This window comes from Ktedonobacterales bacterium, from assembly GCA_036557285.1.
Classification (GTDB): Bacteria; Chloroflexota; Ktedonobacteria; order Ktedonobacterales; family DATBGS01; genus DATBHW01.
On sequence record DATBHW010000065.1, the window covers coordinates 1 to 16,449 of the forward strand.

Below are 16,449 nucleotides of genomic sequence, written 5' to 3' on the forward strand. Positions count from 1 at the left end.
CAGCTCCCCGTTCACGTTTCGCCGGTCTCCGCGTCCTTCATCGGCTCTTGGCGCCAAGGCATCCACCATGCACCCTGCGTAGCTTAGCTGCCCTCCGTCAGGTCAGCAAAATTGAAGCAATTGCGCAGTTCGCATTGCATAATATACCCGCATCGTATAGTGTTCTCACGATGCTGATGACCCGTGCGTCACAATTTACGCTTATGCAGTTGTTCAGGTGCTTCCCCGCGCTTCTTCCCAACGAACGCTGGGCGGCGGGCATAGCTCTGGAATCCCCGGATGTGTTTCCGGTGCGCCTCGCTCGTGTCCTTCAGAAACAAACGACCCTTACGAAGAGCGCCCTGATATTATCACATACTTTTGGGGGCTTGTCAAGGGGTTAGGGTAGGTTTCGGAAAATCTCTCAAAGCTGTGGTTAGGAACTGCTCGAACTTCCCGGCTGCCCCGCTATCCCTCCGTCGGACTGATGCACCGCATCTTTTGTGCCGACGTAAGAGAGAATATACCATACCCATCCACAGGATGTCAAGGGTCTGGCGACGAGCTTTCGGAAAAGCGCCTTTTATCCAGTTCTCTATGAGTGGTTCAGCGCAGGCTGGGGGTGATACAGCGCAGGCTGTGTGCCGAACCGCTGCCTCCGCCAGCAGCGGCGAGAAGCCTGGTAGGAAAATGGTACTGGGCAGCTTCCCGACGAACCGACGGGTAAGAGCAGCGAAGCCGCCTGTCATGCTGCTCCTCGCCTGATGCGGCCCCTTGCGCGCTGTGTTACTCTAGGAACGGTAGCTCGTCTTGCACAACGAGGGCGTTGTGCGGCGGGTTTGTGTTGTCGGGAGTAGCTCTCATCGGCTGGCCTCCTCAGCCGGTGGCAGCGTTCAGGAAACGGGTTGGACTCTGTATGCGATATTTTTTCTGGGCAGCTTTCGCCGTATTTCTGGCAGCCTCTATTCCACACGTAGCGTATTTCTTCAATTCTTTTGAACCAAGTACCTCCCCGTGGTCCTGGGCTGTCAGCTATTCCATCGCTATCAGTATTGATGTGACTATTTATCTCCTGAGCTGGACGGCCTTTCAGCGTTATCGCCGCTATCGCAGCTGGCGTGCCGTCTGGCAGCACTGGCTGCTGATCCTGCTCTGCACGCTGTTTTCCTGGGCCATGAACTGGGCATATTCCAAACAGTTCCACAGCAGCACGGCGCTCAGCGTGGCCGAGCAGTACGCCCCCTGGCTCAGCAACATCTTCCCATTTCTGGCCTCATCCTTCCCGCTGCTGGGCATTGTCTACACCATGATGGCCGAGACGATTACCGACGCCGATCAGCAAGAGCATATGGAGAAGCTCCAGCGTCAGCTAGCCACCGTTGCTGAGGTCAATCGCAGCCGCCTGACTATCGGCCCGGCTGGCAGCACCGGCCCGCTGCCTGCGGTCTCGGCTCCGGTTCGCCCGGCGCTGGCAAGCCCCAGCAGCCGCTCGACCACTGCCGATGCGGTTGATCTGCTGGCTGGATTGGATGATCTGGATGATCTGGGGGCCAACGGCCACAGCAATACTGGCCCCATCAGCGGCCCGGTGCTGGCAATTGGCAGCGCCGAAGTGATCTCTTCCAGCGACAGCGGCCCGATACGCGCCGATGTGGACGGGGCCGATAAGCTGCAACTGACCATCGAGGCGCTGACCGCGAACCCGAACATCACCGATGATGTTCTGGCGGAATATCTCTCGCTCAAAAAGCCGGCCAGCGCCCGCTACTGGCGGCTCAAGGCGATGGAAGTGCTGACCAGCACTTCAGCCGGGGCCACCGGCCAGACGGCTGCGATGAATGGGCGGCGAACTTACGGCGACAGCGGCAGCGTGCGCTCCAGCCGTTCGCGCCGGAATCAGTAGCGCGAATCAGTAAGTCGGCAGAGCAGCCAGGCAGAATATCCATACCAGTGGGCCGCCGTGAACATACGGCGGCCCACTGCTCGGCTTCAGATGAGTCCTCTGCTACTCGATGGCGCTGCCAGGAGGCGGCGTGTTTTCGGCGTCGATCCATTGGCGCAGGCGTTCATACGCTGCCGGTTCCAGGCGATGCTGCCACCAGCCAGCCGGGCCGCTTTGTCTCACCGCCTCCATCTCCGCCAGCCAGCGGCTATAGGCCGCTGTACGCCAGAGCAAGAGCCAGGCAACGCGCGGGTTCACCTGGCGCCAGGGGCGCGCAAAGACCCGCCGACGATACAGGGCGTGCGGTTCATACAATCCAAAGGTGATCAGGCGAAAGCGCAGCAGGCGAAAGCGCCGGACACGCACGATATTTGTCGCCAGCAGGCGGGCGCCTGCCCACCTTCTCTTGACTGATCGCATTGTCGCACCCACTGCTTTCCAGATGGCCGCAGAGCGCAGCGGAGAAGCGCCCATCACCGCCAAGTATAGCACACCACCGCCTGAGCCGATGCCGATGGTAGCTCACCATAGGAAGAGAGACCTGCGACATGAACCGCAGGTCTCTCTTCCTATGAATATATAAAACAGGCGAGGCGGCGCGAGCAAATGCCTATCTCACTACTTTCAATGTTGTGCCATTGGGCGCCCAGTAATAGAGCCAGATGATCGCCTTGAGCGGCGCATTGATGCAGCCGTGCGTACCCCACATCCAGCCGCCAATCGGGTCGTAATGCCAGCCGGTGGTGCCGGGGCCATACTTGCCGCGCCAGGAGGCGTTATGCAGGTAGTAGCCGCCAGAATGGAAGCCCATCGCGTAGTCTATGTGGGTCGGCGGATACCAGTAGGGGTTTCCGGGCGGCCAGGGAGAATAAAAGGTGGTCGGGTGCAGGTGGCTGAAGATATGCCAGGTTCCTACCGGCGTGCTCAGGCCAGGACGGGCCGTCGTCACGGGCGTGTTTAAGACGAGCTTGCCATCCTGATAGGCCCACAGCCACTCCTTAGAGATGGAAACCAGGATTAACTTGCCCTTGCTGGTTGTCGTGGGTGGATTCCCACCGCCGCCTCCAGTGCTGGGGCCTTGCACAAGCGCCGAGTAGATATAGCGAGGGCTGGCAGTAGTGGGAGTGATACGATCCCAGATATTCCCTGCCCAGACGGAATCGCCCCTCACCTGGGCATACACAGTGACCGCAGTACCGGGACGATCAACGCTAAGAATCCGATTATGGAGGGTCGGGCCGTTGCGTACATTCGCATAGTTGGTGACGGTTCCCTTGAAGGGAGTAGCGGTCATCGGCTGGATCGAGGTTTGAGGGCTGGCCGCAGCCACTGGCGTGATTGTTGCGAACAACGCCAGGCAGAGCGCGGCTAATCCTGTAACCACCCACCGTCTGAGGATGCGCTTCATAGGGGTTCCCCCATTCACATTATCTTTAGAGAAGTGACATACAGGCGTTGAACAGACAGCGCCCTCCGCCTGATATGAGCGCCGCGCGGTCCCGATTGGACCCGCATCACCTCCTCAGTTTGCGCGATGGCCCTCCACCGAACCGGCCATCAACACGCTCGCGCTTTTCCTGACCATACCGGGGAAAAACGCGCTCATTGACTGCTCTGATGAGCCGCCTGCCTGAGTTTATTATAGCAGAGCTTTTATCAACCGTCCAGCCTTTTTTGCTTCTACAAAGTGAAAAAAGCACAATACTTCTTTGCTTTTTTTAGCAAAGATCTATGAAGCGCAGAAAACGCTGCCCTGCTTAACGTCTTCTCGTTTAATACCACATCTACTTGAATACTTGCGGATGCCACTTGCAGCGCCGTCTTCCAGACGGCACAACGACTGGCCGTCTGGAAGACGGCGCTGCAAGTACAACGATCCTCTTTATGCGAATTTGGTATAAGAAGGGCAGCGAAACGGCTGCTTATTCCCGTCTGAAGCGCGGGCTGGCCTCAGCGTCCTGAGAATCCAGGCTACAGGAAGAGGTGGGGCAGGAAGATATGGGTCACGGTGGGGATTGACGGCCCCAGGATGACGACAAACATCGGCGGGAAAATCAAGAAGGCCATAGGAAAGAGCATCTTGATTGGGGCCTGATGCGCCAGCACTTCGGCCCGCTGGCGGCGGCGAATGCGCATCTCCGCTGATTGAATGTGCAAGACGCTCGAAATACTGGCGCCAAGCTGCTCCGCCTGAATAATGGCGGTGACAAAGATACCCAGTTCCTGAATGCCGGTGCGCTCGGCCAGCGCCCGCAGGGCTTCGCGTCGAGGCACGCCCACGCGCATCTCGGCAATCACCCGCCCGAACTCATAGGCTAACTCATTCTGTGTCTTTTCCACCAGCCGATTGAGCGCGGCGTCAAAGCCCAGGCCAGCCTCGACGCTGATGGAGAGTAGATCAATCGCGTCAGGCAGGGCGCGCAAGAGATTCCTGCGCCGCTGGCGCACTTTGGAGCCAAGCCAGAAGTCGGGCAGCAGAAAGCCTATCGTGCCCAGCACGATCAGGAGCAGTACGGTAGCGAGGAAGCCAGCGCCGCCCACGAAGCCAATCACCAGGGCCAGCCCGGCCAACACGGCGGCGACCAGCCCTTTGATGCCCATAAAATCGGCAACCGTCAGGTTATTGGGGTTGCCGCCATGCAGCAGGCGCTTCTGAGCGTTCTCCATCACGTTGGTGGGCGTATTGCGCGACACCAGCCGCGAAAGCTGCTGCAACAGCGGGCGAAAGAATCGCTCGGAAATGGGCTGCTCAAACTCCAATTCTTCCAACGAGCGGGGGCGCGGGGCAAACTCGCGCAGGCGCTGTTCCATCGGCTTGGGGCGGCTGCTCCCTGCCACCCCGAAGACCACCAGCAGCACCCCAAAGAAGGCGAGAAACATCGCCAGAACAGGTAGAAGGTCTTTTAGCATAATCTGGCTCCCTCGTCTTCTGAACGCTTAGACCTCAATATTGACGATCTTGAGAATCACAAAAAATCCAGAGATAATCATTACCAGGCTGCTTCCGATCAGGCAGATGCCGCACCAGTGCGTCTCAGTAAACAGCCGCAGCATGTAGGTGGGGTTAATGGCAAAAAGGATCAGCGCCAGCGCAATAGGCATGGCCGCAATGATATAGCCAGAGTACTGCTGCTGGGATGTCAGGACTTTGATCTCGCCCTTTAGTTTCACGCGCTCGCGGATGGTGCTGGAGATGGTATCCAGAATCTCGGCCAGATTCCCGCCGACTTCGCGCTGTACGTTAATGGCCGTGACCATCAGTTCCAGGTCATCGGACTGAATGCGCCGCACCAGATTTGCCAGCGCCTCCTCTGGCGAGAGGCCCAGGCCCACTTCACGCACCACCCGCTCGAACTCCATAGACATTGGCGGGCGCGCCTCCCGCGAGACGAGTTCCATCGCCTGGAGCAAGCTGTAGCCAGAGCGCAGCGAGTTTGCCAGCAGCGTGATTGTATCGGCAAGCTGGTTATTGAAATCCCGCAGGCGTGCCGAACGCTTGCGGCTGACGTAGAGACGCGGCAGCGCAATCGCTCCGAAGATCAGCACCAGGCAAATGACGACGTTTCTCGTGACCAGCCCGATGAGGATGGCTATACAGACAAAGACAGCGACAGCCACCAGATATTCGCCAACTGTAATCTTGAGGTTCGCTCTGGCAAGATCACGAGCCAGCCGCTGGGCAAAGGTCTGGCGGCTTACCGCGCGATCCACCATGCCTGCTATTTGCAGCCCTCCGCCTCCTGCTTGCTTTCCCGCGTTCAGTGGGGCGTTGCGCGCTCCAAAGGCTTCTAACCGGCTGCTGATGGAGGATCGTTGGCGGACAGCAGCTCGGCGAAGTCCGGCGAAGATCAGCAGGATGCCCAGCATCATCATCCCTGCCAGCCCAAAGATCATAAGTTGCTGCATGGCGCCTTCTCCTTAGAGCAGGGGCGTGTATTCGCCCCTTACCACATGTTGCCATAGCCAAAAATGGAGGGCGGCAGGTGAATGCCAGCGACCTCGAACGTCTCCTGAAAGCGCGGGCGAATCCCCGTAGGCCGCAGGCGTCCCTGGATACGGCCATTTTCGACGCCAGTTTGCTCAAAGACGAAAATATCCTGCATGACCACCACATCGCCTTCCATCCCCTGCACTTCGGCGATATTGACGATCTTCCGGCTGCCATCTTTCATACGCGATTCATGCACAATCAATTGAATAGCCTTGGAAACCTGCTCGCGGATCGCCCGATGGGGCAGGTCCATGCCTGCCATCAAGACCATCGTTTCCAGACGCGCCAGGGTGTCACGGGGGCTGTTACTGTGCAGGGTGGTCAGTGAGCCGTCGTGGCCGGTATTCATGGCCTGGAGCATGTCCAGCGCCTCGCCGCCGCGCACCTCACCGACGATAATGCGATCTGGCCGCATACGCAGGGCGTTGCCCACTAATTCGCGGATGGAGATGCGCCCCTTGCCTTCGATGTTGGCCGGGCGGCTTTCCAGGGTGACGACATGTTCCTGGCGCAACTGCAATTCGGCGGCGTCCTCAATGGTCACGATGCGCTCGTCGTTGGGGATAAAGCTGGACAGCACGTTCAAGAGCGTCGTCTTGCCAGAGCCGGTGCCGCCGGAGACTACGAGGTTCAGCCGCACCTGCACGCAGGCGCGCAGGAACTCGATCATATCCTGGGTCAGCGTCCCAAAGCGCACCAGATCATGTTCGGTAAAGGGCGTCTTGGAGAACTTGCGGATGGTCAGGACGGGGCCAACCAGCGAGAGCGGCGGGATAATCGCGTTCACGCGCGAGCCATCGGACAGGCGCGCGTCCACCATTGGCGAGCTTTCATCACAGCGCCGCCCCAGCGGAGAGATGATGCGGTCAATCACGCGCATGACGTGGTCGTCGTCCTTGAAGTGAATATCGGTTTTATAGAGTCTGCCGCCTTGCTCGACATAGACCTGTTTGGGGCCGTTGACCATGATTTCTGTCACGGATTCATCGTTGAGCAGCGGCTCAATCGGACCCAGGCCCAGAATCTCGGCGGTAATCGCCTCAAAGAGACGCATGCGATCCACGCGCGTCAGCACAATGCCCTGTTGATCGAGGATGAGGGTGAAGAGTTCTTCGATGGTCCGGCGCACCTGAGCCGTCTGGCTGAGGTCAATCTTGGGGTCCAGTTCAGCAATCAACATGTTCTGGACCTTGGTTTTCAGTTCATAAAAGCTGTTTTCGCGCGAAAGGGCGACATTGGCATTGCCCGCGCTGAGGGCTGTCCGCGCCTGGGGAGGCAATTCCGGGAGTCCATAGGCGCCAGGCGCAGGAGGCGCGCCGCCTGACAGTAAACCGCTGTCCAGACCAGGCCCGCCTGGTCGCCCGCCGTTGGTTGATGGGGCGTCGCCAAACCGTTTTAAGAGCGCCATACTGCATCCCTTCTTCGCTAGAGAGCATCACAACACGCGCGCTGCTCAGCGTTTGAATAAGCCGCGCTTTGCTTTTTTCGCCGGGCCAGCCGCCGCTGCCCGCTCCTCTTCGGTGGCTTTCAGGGCCACCTGCTTTGCCAGCGCGGCAAACTGCCTGGTCACTTGATGGCCTCGCTGGTGGAGGACAAAGGGAATACCCCGGTTCACCGCGTTCACCATCATCTGGTTCTCTTCAGGGAGGAGTACTGCCACACGATGACGCAGCTGGTTCTCTAGCTGCTGGGGCTTGATGCCATAGTAGGATTGCACGCGATTGCACACCAGCACAATTTTCTCTTCTGGATACCCCAGGCGCCCGGCCACATCAAAGAAGCGCGTCACCTTATTCAAGGACGTGAGTTCAAGCGTTGTGACCAGGATAATCTGGTCGGCCTTGTCCAGGATCATCAGGTTGGCTTCTGAGTAGTTCGCCGACATATCAATGACCAGATAATCAAAGTTTTCGCGCAGGTCCATGATGATGCGCTTCATTTCTTCTTCGGTGAAGCGTTCAGCCGATTCCGGGTGCGGCGGCGCTCGCAGCACCCGCAGCCCGCTCTCGTGGACCGCCATCGAGTGCTGGATGATGTCGGCGTCCAGGCTGGCGGCCTCGCGCAGATCATCAATGCTGCTGGATGAATTCATATTCAGCAGCACGTGAATGTCTCCCGCTTGCAGATCGGCATCAACCAGGGCTACGCGCTCCTGCGTCAGTTGACGCAGCATAATCGCCAGGTTCAGCGCAACCACACTGCGCCCCACCCCGCCTTTCCCACTGAAGACTGCGACGACATGCTGGCGGGCGCGCGCTGCCGCGAGGGGCGAAGCCGAATAGGGCGGCGGGGGCGCGGCATAGTCGGGCGCGCGGGCTGTGCCGTTGCGCTGGCCCGGCGCAGGCGCCAGGTGCTGTACCGGCACCTGCGCGGCGCTGCGCAGCGTATCAACAAGCTGTTCGCTGGAGAAAGGCTTGGTCAGGTAGCCTCTGGCCCCGACCAGCAAAGCCCGTTGCAGATACTCTGGCTCCGCCTGCACCGACATCATCACGACGCGCGTGGGAACTTGCTGCAAGATGACCTGCGCGGCACGCAAGCCATCCATATCGGGCATGTTAATGTCCATCAGGATAATATCAGGAACCAGATGGACGGCTTTGGCAATCGCCTCGCGCCCACTCATGGCGGTAGCGATCACCTGGATGTCGCGCTCAAAATACAGCAGCCTCTTCACGTTTTCCGTTGTGTCAGGCACATCATCTACGATCATCAAGCGGATGGGTGGCCCGTTATTCCAAGCTGGCTGCATTGTCACCTATCTCTTCTGGCGCCTCGCGGGCACAAACCCCATGACCCAATCTCTTGTTGAATCTTCAGACAAGCGGTGGCCGGTCGTATGGCAAGCTCGGTTTTCCTCACCAGACGCCCGGCATATCGCTCGCTGGACAATGACGCTACTTTTCCCGACGATGAGCGCGCTGGAAGATTCCCAGCGTCAGCGTGATCAAAGCTGGAGCTATGGCCCCACCTTCACCGGCGGTATTTGGCTGGCGTCGCCGGGATCGCCTGGCTTGCGAATCACGATTGTCAATATCAGGCCGCTATGCTCCCATGACGCCAATTTCAGAGAATTCAGGGTGCTGAGCACCACCATGATCTTTCCCGGTGCAGGTTGATCAACCGCATAGACCAGTATGTTGTTCATGACGAAGGCCGAAGTTGCCGTATTCGCCGCCCCCGGTTGAGTGGCGATAATGTTGATGGTATCGCCCGGCTGCAAGCCAAGGGACCCATTATCCTGCTGCAACGTAACCAGCACCTCGCCGTCTTTCTGAGCGGCGGGGTTGTAGTTGGTCAGGCTTTTGCCGCTGGTCGTGCCAACAGCCGCCAGGCGGGGATCGTTGACGCGCAAAATATCGTTCGCCAGGAAGTCTTCGGTGATGACTTTATTATTCAACTCCGTATTGAGCGCATCTTGATTGGTAAACTTATAGGCATCAGGTGGGACAAGCTTGTTGTCAACTTGTTTGACGGCAAAGACATCCTGAATGCGCACGCTGGGAGCCTGCGCGTTGTCCAGGGTCAGAATGGTACCGCCCTTCAGGTTTACCGACGCTACTACCACCGAGGTCGTCTGAGTAAAGACGCCCTGCACGCTGTTTGTCACATAGAAAACCAGCCCTGCTGCGGCCAGCGCCAGGACCAAACCCAGCAGCATCAATGTTCGCCCGCCGCTGCTTCTCTGGCGGGGAGGGCGCACCTGTGTCTGCATCGCTTGACCTCCTTTAGCTTTGCTCCAGTCGCTCGCCGCCTGCCCATACTCCTGCAAAGAGTGGTCTCTCTCGGAGAGAGTAGCTGAGAGCCAGAAGCCCGAATGACTACCTTTGCTTCTTCTATCGTGGAAGTACAGATATGAAACACACAGAAACAAAAGATGGTCCCCTGCCAACTGGCAAGGGCCAACAGACCAGGAGGAATGCGTCCCTGCATCAATTGCCTGCTAGCCAGCCCTCTGGAGGGAATCGGGATGCGTGCAGCGCCCGTTCTCATGATGAGAATGACCCCTCCAGAGAGGCAGTGAATAGGCCCAGCAGTCTTAGAGACCGTGTGTAATGGTGCTGAAGATCTGACCGATCTGAGGCCCCATCAGAACAAGGATGGCGATCACCACGATTGCCACGAGGGCAATAATCAGCGAGTACTCGACCAACCCTTGTCCCTTTTGACCCTTCCGCAAGAAAGACTTCTTCAACACAGGTGTACCCCTTTCTTCCCAGCTCAAGCCAGGCTTCCGCTATCTACTTGCTTTCCCGGCATTCCCCAACACGCCGAGCCAGCTCTGTATCCAAATGCGACTATAGCGCATCTGAATCATTCTGAAAGGTCTGCTTGCATGGCTCTGCAAGAGCGCCTGCGCCTTTTGGAAGAAGAGCAGCTTGGCTACCTCCCCAGCCCAACCACTACTTAATAAAAGAGAAACAAGAACCGATGATGGTACTTTACTACCCTCTGCTCCCTCAAGCTCAGCGCAATTATATCATAGCGCTTGTTGGGGATCAGGAGCAGGGCAGCAGGCGCTCTGACAAAGCAAACCCAAGCGGAGCATTTCCTTTCTGTTAGCCTTAACGGGTACTGATGTAGGCAGTAACAGCAGCCGCTCGCCCTTGTGACGCCTGGCCTGAAACAAGCATAGGGACACGGAGGCGCGCTCCCGCTCGCCAGTGGCTTGCGCCCCTCTGACCCAGGAAAAGAAGCGTACTCCATTCTGACTCGCTCTCTGCCAAAAAGCAGCAAGTACGAAGAGGAGCGAGAGGAGTACAACGGGGAAAAAGGGGGATTGAATGACAGGATGAAGCATACCAGCGGGCGTCTGCTCAAACCCAAATGGCCCGATTGGGCCGTTTGGGTTCCGCGCTTCCAATAGCCAAAAAATACTAGAGCATCGGTAATCCGTCTGTTCCCTGACGTGGAACGGTGAGTTCCACTTTGGTCCCGCGACCCGCCAGGCTTTCCACTATCAAGTGTGTCTTCAGCATCTCGGCCCGCTCGTGCATGCTGGTCAGGCCGACGGTTCGGCGCGTATTTGCCTCTTGCATCACCTGATCCACATCAAAACCCTGCCCATCGTCCTCAATGGTCAGCGTCACGCCTTCCGGGTGGACATACAACGAGACCACCGCCTGGTGAGCATGCGCGTGGTTGACCACATTGGAGAGGGCTTCCTGGGCAATGCGGAACAGGGAGACTTCAATGGGAGATGGCAGGCGCTGCTCCGCTCCGCGCGGCGAGAACAAGATTTGTATGCCTGTTCTGTTCATCAAATCCTGGGTGTAGCGCTTCAAGGTTGGGAAGAGTCCCAGATCATCCAGAGCCATAGGGCGCAGATCGAAAATGAACTTGCGCGTCTCCCGCAGGGTCGTGCTGACGGAGTTCTTCAGGTTGATCAGTTCGCTGCGTGTTCGGCCCAGGTCGCGTTCGATGGTCTGCTCGCAGATTTCCGCCGATAAGACGACGTTCGCCAGCGCCTGCGCCGGGCCATCGTGCAACTGCTGGGCAATGCGCTGGCGAAGCCGCTCCTGTGTCTGCACAATGCGCGCCACATGGGCGATAGCCGGGTCCACTTCCCCCCGCTGCTGGCGGGCGTTTTGGAGCTGGATCAGCGTATTCAACGCCTGTTGCAGAGATCGCTGATAGCGTTCGTAGGCTTTGAGTTTATCTTGTAAGCGTTCGCGCTGCTCCTGCATCATAAACACGCGCATCTCGGCTTCCCCAGAGGCCAGATAGGTGGTGCGAATTTCCTGGCGGGCGAAGGTTTCCAGGCGCGCTTCCATTTCGCGCACGCGCAGCGCCGTTTGCGCCTGGCGCTGTTTGGCGCGATCCCATTCGGTGGAGGTGGAGCGAATCAAGAGCCTGATCTCTTCCACTTCGCGGGCAAGCTGCTCCAGTTCCAGGTTCATGGCCTGCATGAGTTCATCGAGGCTCGCCAACGGTGGCGCATCGTTTGGCTCCAGGGGACGCAGCCCCCCTGTGCCAAAGGCATTACGCACCGCAACATTGCCATTTCCCCACTCGTTGGCCCCGTTTACCGACCCTGTTCCTGGCTGATTCCGGTACGATGGCCCCATGCTATCGCGATCTGGTCCACGCGATCCATTAAAATCAAGTGACACGGCCTGCTCCTTTCGCCCGCCGCTCACGCTCACACGTCGTGCATTTTAATCCAGCCGTGACGTAGCGCATGAACCACCGCCGCAGTACGATCATTCACTGAGAGCTTCTTGAGAATCGAGGTAATATGGTTCTTCACCGTTTGATCGCTAATCTTGAGTGATTTCGCAATTTCCTTATTGCTGTTGCCGCGCGCGATATAATCCAGAATCTCGACTTCGCGGCCAGAAAGAGGCGAGAAGAGCGGCGTCACCTCGGCATCTTCTTCGATTGCCATTTCGCGGAACGTGCGCAGGACACGGCTTGCCACCATTGGGCGCGACAGCACATTATCGTTAATCAGGTACGCGCCCTGGTAGACCTGGCGTACCGCGTCTACCAATTCTTCCGGCTTGATGTCCTTGACAAAATATGCTGCCACCCCTACCTTCATGGATTGGAAAAGCTGCTCTTCATCCTCAAACGCGGTCAGCATAATAATGCTGACGCGGGGCAGCCAGTGGCGAAGCTGGCGGGATACCTCCAGCGCATCACCAGTGCTGAGCAGGGCGTCAACCAGGACCACATCGGGATTTTCGGCGCGCGCCAGTTCGAGCGCCGCCTGTCCGGTGGCAGCCTCGGCCACAACGGTGCAATCCCCCGCCTGTTCCAGCACGCAGCGCGCGCCCTGGCGAAACAGCGGGTGTTCATCAACAAGCATGACGCGAATCGTGTCCATAAATCCCCCTGAGCGCCTTCCCCTGCGCCCGTTGCTGGTTGCTCCATGCGCTTCGTGCTTTTATCTCCAGGCAAGCAAAGCAAAAGGCACAAAAATAGCTGCCCCATCCCGTGATGGAAAGACGGTCTTTTGCCTTGACGGGCGGAGACTACGCCCGGTAATCCTTCATCATCTCATGTAGCTGGCGGCTCATCGCCAGCGCGTCATCGTGCGAGCGCTGCCACAGGTTGCGCCCAAAGATCAGGCCGGTTGCGCCAGCATCCATCGCAATCCGCGCCTTGGCGATCAGGTCTTCATCGCCTTCCATTTCACCGCCGCTGAAGAGGACCAGTGCTCGCCCCGCCGACTCGACCACCATACGAGTCGCTTCTTCGCGCGTGGGGCGCATGGTGTTATAGGGCTTGGGAGCAGCCTGATCTTTCTCTGGATTGATCTTGGGTACGTTGATCTTCACAATATCAGCGCCCAGTTCGCTGGCAACGCGAGCCGCGTAGTCAATAGCATACAAACTATCGCGCCCGCCTTTGGCATCAATTGCCTCGCCGCGTGGATAGGACCAGACGATCACGGGCATGCCATAGCGGTCAGCATCCTCGCGCACCTTGCGGAACTGCGCAAAATCTTCATCCTGGCGCGGCGAGCCGACGTAGAGTGTGTAGCCCACCGCATCCGCGCCCAGCCGTACAGCGTCTTCCACGCTGGCAAGGACTGGGGAGATCGGCGCTTTGTCGCTGGGAATCTCGGTCTTGCCGTTCAGCTTCAGCACGAGCGGCACCTCGCCCGCGTAGTGCTGCATATATTTCTCGGCGATCCCGATCTGAAAGACAATGCCCGAAAAGTTGCCTTCTTTGGCAACACGTAGCTGAAACTCCGGGTCTTTCGCCGGGGGATTGACAAAAAAGTCGCGCGGGCCATGCTCCAGCCCCTGGTCAATGGGCAAAAAGAGCAGGGTACCGTTCGCCGGGCCATACTTATACAGCAAGTGCTGCAAGCGGGTGCGCTTGCCGGGACTCAATTCCAGGTCATGTAGTGTAGGCCGTTTCACGCGCGTCATTGCCATATGGCGCCCCTCCTCGTAGGTATGAAGCGAAGGTTTTCACTATCTGGCGCGCTCCGTCCACTAAATCGGCAGAGCGCCTCTTCACACATCAGCCGCTATCCTCGATGATAGCTAGAAAAAATTATATCATGCGCCGGGGCAATCATTGGCGTTCCAGGCGGCGAAGGGTCAGGTTGACTGATGTGCGCAGCGTCTCGATAACCCCTCTCCCACTCACGGCAACGGCCTCAAAACTGGGCAGACGATAGGAGTTCAGATATTGTTCGAGCGTGTATTTGGGCAGAGCGTCGGGCAGGTCGCGCTTATTCCACTGCATCACGATGGGAAACTCGCGCACGTCTTTGCCCATGTTCGCTAGCTGCTCATTGAGTTCGCTCCAGCTCTCCTGGTTCTCTTGCAGCTTATCCTGGGCAGAATCAACGACGAAGACGACACAATCAGCGCCTTTGAGGACGGAGATGCGTGTCTGCTGGTAGAGCACCTGGCCGGGTACGGTATATAACTGAAAGCGAATCTGAAACCCATGTACTCTCCCCAATTCCAGGGGGAGCAAGTCAAAGTAGAGCGTGCGCTCCGTTTCTGTATCAATGGACACCATATCGCCAACGTCGCGTGGGTTCACTGTCTTGTGGATATAATGGAGATTGGTCGTCTTGCCACAGAGGCCAATCCCATAATAGACAATTTTGCAGTTAATCTCCCGCTTCGCCATGTTGATGAGTGACATAGATACTCCTAAATGTCTGCTTGTTCTCGCTGGCGCGCGCCACACGGCTGGCAGCGAACAGCGGGCTGATTGGAGCCACAAGCCAGGGTAAGAGAACCATCCTGGCATCAGGCTTGCTTAACAGACAGCAGTCTTCTCTCGCGCAGCCACCAATAGCAGGGCGAGTGATCCAGGATAGTATAACGTATTTTGTCAGGAAAGCCAACCATTAGCAAGGGCAGCCGTGGAGACCAACAAAGCCAGCCCCAGCAATTTGACGGCCAAACCACAGCCTCTGCCGAAAGGAAGGATGCTCCTCCGCTTCTGGCGAGGCGCCTGGCCGGTAGCGGCGCGCGCGGGAGTGAGTCTGCTAATCCTGGGCCTGTGGCTGCGCTTTTCCAGCATTGATGCGCGTCAGGTCTTTCAGGCGCTGGGCGCGCTCCCCGGCCTGACGCTGGTGGGCGCTTTGGCCGCTGGTGTCTGCGCGACATTTGTGGCCGCCGTCAAGTATCGGCTGCTCCTGCACGCGCAGGCCGTACCCATCGGTCTGCTGCGCGTCTGGCAGTTTAATGCTATCGCTGGTTTCTATGGGCTGGTGCTGCCCGGCACAGAGAGCGGCAACGCCGTCAAAGCACTGCTGCTGGGACGTGTCACACGACGCTCGGCGGGTGTCTGGGCGGCGATGCTGGCCGATCAACTGAGCCTGCTGCTGGCCTTCGCGCTGATCGCCTTCACTGGCGTAACGTTCGTCTCCACCGACGTGGAGCTTGCCGGACGACGGGCCTGGATCGGCGGAGCCAGCCTGGCCCTGGCGGGCGCGCTCTGTCTGCATGCCCTCTTCCTTATTCCGCCATTTGCCGCGCTCATCCAGCGCCTGCTGCGCCCCATCAGCCGTCTCTTGCGCTGGCGCGGCAGGCGCGCTGCCACATCTGAGACATCTGCACAGGAAGAAGGCTGGCTGGCGCGCTTCTGGCATGGGATGGCGGGCTATCAACACCATCTGCAAACGCTCGTGCTCTGCCTGCTGTGCAGCGTTTCCTATCAGGGTTTGCTCGTGCTGGCGGCCTATCAGTTCGCGCTTGGCCTGGGGATAGAGGTTTCCTACCTGAACCTGCTCTGGATTATGACGCTGATCTCCACCAGCCAGGCTCTGCCGATCACTTTCGCGGGCATCGGGGTACGCGATGTCGCCCTGACGTACTTGCTGGGTGGCCTGGGCGTGCCGGGAACGCAGGCTATCGCTCTTTCGTTTGCGGTGCTGGCGCTCAATGTTACCCTGGGGCTGCCCGGTTCCATTCTGCAAATCTTCTTGCCAGCCGCGCCCCCAACCGGCAGCGCGGAGCTTGCATCACCTGAGCAGGAATAAGGGATGACAGAGCCATCTTTCTGGCTATACGAAGCCTTGCGAGCAAACCTTGACAAAGTGGCTGGGATGATATATAGTATCCTTTGCGTCGCGGGGTAGAGCAGTGGTTAGCTCGTCGGGCTCATAACCCGGAGGTCGGCGGTTCGAATCCGCCCCCCGCTACCACGACGCGGGATAGAGCAGTGGTTAGCTCGTCGGGCTCATAACCCGGAGGTCGGTGGTTCGAATCCATCTCCCGCTACCAATGGCGGGGTAGCTCAGTGGTAGAGCAGGGGACTCATAAGCCCTTGGTCGGCGGTTCAAATCCGCCCCCCGCTACCAATTGATGCCCCAACGCACGAAGCCAGGCCAGAGTACAGAAACCATCTGCCCTGGCCTTTTTTTGGCTTTTTCGAGAAATCCCCTGCCTTTCAACAGCCGCGAACAGACTAAATGCGGCTAAGTGGTCCATCCGGCAAGTCTATGAGATTACCGGGACCAAGGCTACGCCCGGTTGCCGGTGGGGTCGATGCCGCCTTCGACGCCCCCAGTAGAAGGGATGGCGATGTTGGTTCCAGTAGGCCGTCGCCGCTTCTACGG

The 16,449-nt window shown here is 58.5% G+C and carries 14 protein-coding genes and 3 tRNA genes; 5 read left to right on the top strand and 12 right to left on the bottom strand.

The annotated features are described in order from the left end of the window. The first annotated feature begins 1,036 nt into the window (after nucleotides 1–1,036). Nucleotides 1,037–1,882: a hypothetical protein gene (locus VH599_19065; protein HEY7350424.1), complete on the top strand. Its 846-nt coding sequence runs from the start codon at nucleotides 1,037–1,039 to the stop codon at nucleotides 1,880–1,882. A 102-nt stretch (nucleotides 1,883–1,984) separates the two neighbouring features. On the opposite strand, the gene VH599_19070 is transcribed toward VH599_19065, so the two are convergent. From VH599_19070 to VH599_19125, 12 genes are all read right to left on the bottom strand, one after another. Then, nucleotides 1,985–2,341: a hypothetical protein gene (locus VH599_19070; GenBank protein HEY7350425.1), complete on the bottom strand. Its 357-nt coding sequence runs from the start codon at nucleotides 2,339–2,341 to the stop codon at nucleotides 1,985–1,987. Nucleotides 2,342–2,531: 190 nt separating this feature from the next. Continuing rightward, nucleotides 2,532–3,329: a L,D-transpeptidase family protein gene (locus VH599_19075; protein ID HEY7350426.1), complete on the bottom strand. Its 798-nt coding sequence runs from the start codon at nucleotides 3,327–3,329 to the stop codon at nucleotides 2,532–2,534. A 563-nt stretch (nucleotides 3,330–3,892) separates the two neighbouring features. Beyond that, the gene (locus VH599_19080; protein ID HEY7350427.1) at nucleotides 3,893–4,831 is read right to left on the bottom strand and encodes a type II secretion system F family protein; all 939 of its coding nucleotides are present in this window, start codon (nucleotides 4,829–4,831) and stop codon (nucleotides 3,893–3,895) included. 27 nt (nucleotides 4,832–4,858) lie between these two features. Next, nucleotides 4,859–5,827, bottom strand: a complete 969-nt coding sequence (locus VH599_19085) for a type II secretion system F family protein (protein ID HEY7350428.1) — start codon at nucleotides 5,825–5,827, stop codon at nucleotides 4,859–4,861. A gap of 38 nt (nucleotides 5,828–5,865) precedes the next feature. Further along, complete coding sequence (locus VH599_19090) at nucleotides 5,866–7,320, bottom strand: CpaF family protein (GenBank protein HEY7350429.1); 1,455 nt, start codon at nucleotides 7,318–7,320, stop codon at nucleotides 5,866–5,868. 45 nt (nucleotides 7,321–7,365) lie between these two features. After that, nucleotides 7,366–8,661 (bottom strand): response regulator, encoded by a 1,296-nt coding sequence (locus tag VH599_19095; protein HEY7350430.1) that lies wholly within the window; start codon nucleotides 8,659–8,661, stop codon nucleotides 7,366–7,368. A 207-nt stretch (nucleotides 8,662–8,868) separates the two neighbouring features. After that, a complete protein-coding gene (locus VH599_19100; GenBank protein ID HEY7350431.1) occupies nucleotides 8,869–9,624 on the bottom strand; it encodes a hypothetical protein in 756 nt (251 codons plus the stop codon). A gap of 324 nt (nucleotides 9,625–9,948) precedes the next feature. Beyond that, nucleotides 9,949–10,089: a hypothetical protein gene (locus tag VH599_19105; protein ID HEY7350432.1), complete on the bottom strand. Its 141-nt coding sequence runs from the start codon at nucleotides 10,087–10,089 to the stop codon at nucleotides 9,949–9,951. Between the two features lie 697 nt (nucleotides 10,090–10,786). Continuing rightward, complete coding sequence (locus tag VH599_19110; protein HEY7350433.1) at nucleotides 10,787–12,022, bottom strand: histidine kinase; 1,236 nt, start codon at nucleotides 12,020–12,022, stop codon at nucleotides 10,787–10,789. Nucleotides 12,023–12,051: 29 nt separating this feature from the next. Then, nucleotides 12,052–12,738 (bottom strand): response regulator transcription factor, encoded by a 687-nt coding sequence (locus VH599_19115; protein ID HEY7350434.1) that lies wholly within the window; start codon nucleotides 12,736–12,738, stop codon nucleotides 12,052–12,054. Between the two features lie 148 nt (nucleotides 12,739–12,886). Beyond that, nucleotides 12,887–13,798 carry an aldolase gene (locus tag VH599_19120; protein ID HEY7350435.1) on the bottom strand — a complete coding sequence of 304 codons (912 nt, stop codon included), beginning with the start codon at nucleotides 13,796–13,798 and terminating at the stop codon, nucleotides 12,887–12,889. Between the two features lie 142 nt (nucleotides 13,799–13,940). Beyond that, the gene (locus VH599_19125) at nucleotides 13,941–14,525 is read right to left on the bottom strand and encodes an ADP-ribosylation factor-like protein (protein ID HEY7350436.1); all 585 of its coding nucleotides are present in this window, start codon (nucleotides 14,523–14,525) and stop codon (nucleotides 13,941–13,943) included. Between the two features lie 289 nt (nucleotides 14,526–14,814). Here VH599_19125 and VH599_19130 point away from each other — a divergent pair, with 289 nt between their 5' ends. The 4 genes from VH599_19130 to VH599_19145 all read left to right on the top strand — a co-directional run bounded on the left by VH599_19130 (nucleotide 14,815) and on the right by VH599_19145 (nucleotide 16,191). Next, nucleotides 14,815–15,870, top strand: coding sequence for a lysylphosphatidylglycerol synthase transmembrane domain-containing protein (locus VH599_19130; GenBank protein ID HEY7350437.1), 1,056 nt, complete (start codon nucleotides 14,815–14,817; stop codon nucleotides 15,868–15,870). A gap of 89 nt (nucleotides 15,871–15,959) precedes the next feature. After that, nucleotides 15,960–16,035, top strand: a tRNA-Met gene (locus VH599_19135). A gap of 3 nt (nucleotides 16,036–16,038) precedes the next feature. Then, nucleotides 16,039–16,114 (top strand) — tRNA-Met (locus VH599_19140). Nucleotides 16,115–16,116: 2 nt separating this feature from the next. After that, a tRNA-Met gene (locus tag VH599_19145) sits at nucleotides 16,117–16,191 on the top strand. Nucleotides 16,192–16,449: the final 258 nt, after the last annotated feature.

What these genes read in the sequence shown, in the direction of transcription:
- VH599_19080 (HEY7350427.1), bottom strand. Translation starts at nt 4,831, where the DNA reads ATGCTAAAAGACCTTCTACCTGTTCTGGCGATGTTTCTCGCCTTCTTT.
- VH599_19075 (HEY7350426.1), bottom strand. Translation starts at nt 3,329, where the DNA reads ATGAAGCGCATCCTCAGACGGTGGGTGGTTACAGGATTAGCCGCGCTC.
- VH599_19125 (HEY7350436.1), bottom strand. Translation starts at nt 14,525, where the DNA reads ATGTCACTCATCAACATGGCGAAGCGGGAGATTAACTGCAAAATTGTC.
- VH599_19130 (HEY7350437.1), top strand. Translation starts at nt 14,815, where the DNA reads ATGCTCCTCCGCTTCTGGCGAGGCGCCTGGCCGGTAGCGGCGCGCGCG.
- VH599_19090 (HEY7350429.1), bottom strand. Translation starts at nt 7,320, where the DNA reads ATGGCGCTCTTAAAACGGTTTGGCGACGCCCCATCAACCAACGGCGGG.
- VH599_19085 (HEY7350428.1), bottom strand. Translation starts at nt 5,827, where the DNA reads ATGCAGCAACTTATGATCTTTGGGCTGGCAGGGATGATGATGCTGGGC.
- VH599_19120 (HEY7350435.1), bottom strand. Translation starts at nt 13,798, where the DNA reads ATGGCAATGACGCGCGTGAAACGGCCTACACTACATGACCTGGAATTG.
- VH599_19100 (HEY7350431.1), bottom strand. Translation starts at nt 9,624, where the DNA reads ATGCAGACACAGGTGCGCCCTCCCCGCCAGAGAAGCAGCGGCGGGCGA.
- VH599_19095 (HEY7350430.1), bottom strand. Translation starts at nt 8,661, where the DNA reads ATGCAGCCAGCTTGGAATAACGGGCCACCCATCCGCTTGATGATCGTA.
- VH599_19070 (HEY7350425.1), bottom strand. Translation starts at nt 2,341, where the DNA reads ATGCGATCAGTCAAGAGAAGGTGGGCAGGCGCCCGCCTGCTGGCGACA.
- VH599_19115 (HEY7350434.1), bottom strand. Translation starts at nt 12,738, where the DNA reads ATGGACACGATTCGCGTCATGCTTGTTGATGAACACCCGCTGTTTCGC.